The sequence below is a fragment of the Nocardia coffeae genome (assembly GCF_019890715.1).
GTDB classification, from domain to species: Bacteria; Actinomycetota; Actinomycetes; order Mycobacteriales; family Mycobacteriaceae; genus Nocardia; species Nocardia jiangxiensis.
On the sequence record NZ_JAINZY010000061.1, the window covers coordinates 1 to 769 of the forward strand.

Annotated in this window: 1 protein-coding gene; it reads left to right on the forward strand. The window is 67.5% G+C overall.

Annotated features, from left to right (window positions below; genetic code table 11):
* Positions 1-406 precede the first annotated feature (406 nt).
* Positions 407-769, forward strand: a 363-nt coding sequence (locus tag K7711_RS47035) for a hypothetical protein (RefSeq protein ID WP_222979685.1), incomplete at its 3' end; no start/stop codon positions are given.

Sequence of the window (769 nt, forward strand, 5' to 3'; positions counted from 1 at the left end):
AGGCGGTGAACGCTGTCGCTGTCTCTCGGTAAATCCCGCGGTCGCGTCAAGATCCACCGACAAACGCCCTCGAAGATCCTGATCTCACGGTCCAGCCCGCTGTCGCCTGATACTCGCGATCGGCGAACTCGCGTGTCTCCCACAAGAATCGCTGACCAACGATTCCGGCGATCCCCACACCGCCGTGGTCTCCGCGAGCGCCGGCGACACGAACAGCGCCCGCTCACGCGAACGCGACACGTCGCGGCTCGATCTCCGAGCGCGACCCCGGCCGACAACACCGGGGATGCCTGCGTCCTCGTCTCCACACCGCGCCGACGTGGCCCGCCATCGGCCCTCACGCGCCATCACACCGTTGCAGCCGCTGCCCTCGTCCGCCGCCGTTCTTCTCGAGGAGGTCCTCATCATGGATTCTGTTGTGCCGTCGCCGGGTTCGGCGCGGCCACCGATCCTGGCACGGTTGCATGACGCCCCGACCGCCCAGGGGCTCACGATCCCGTTCATCACTCTGTGCCACCGGAAGCGCCGCGATCCGATCTGGGGTGCGATAGACCCCACCCACCTGCACATGGTGTTCTCCTTCGCCCTGTGCCAGGTGTGCGCAAAGCCGTTCGGGGACCGGGTCGTGGTGCTGCTACGCCCACAAGACTGGGTCCTGGGTGTCGCACCAGAACCAGGATTACATCCCGAATGTTGCTCCTACGCGGTGCGCGGTTGCCCGGTCCTGGCCGGGCGGATCACGCACTACCGCTCCCGCGCGGCGGCGGCG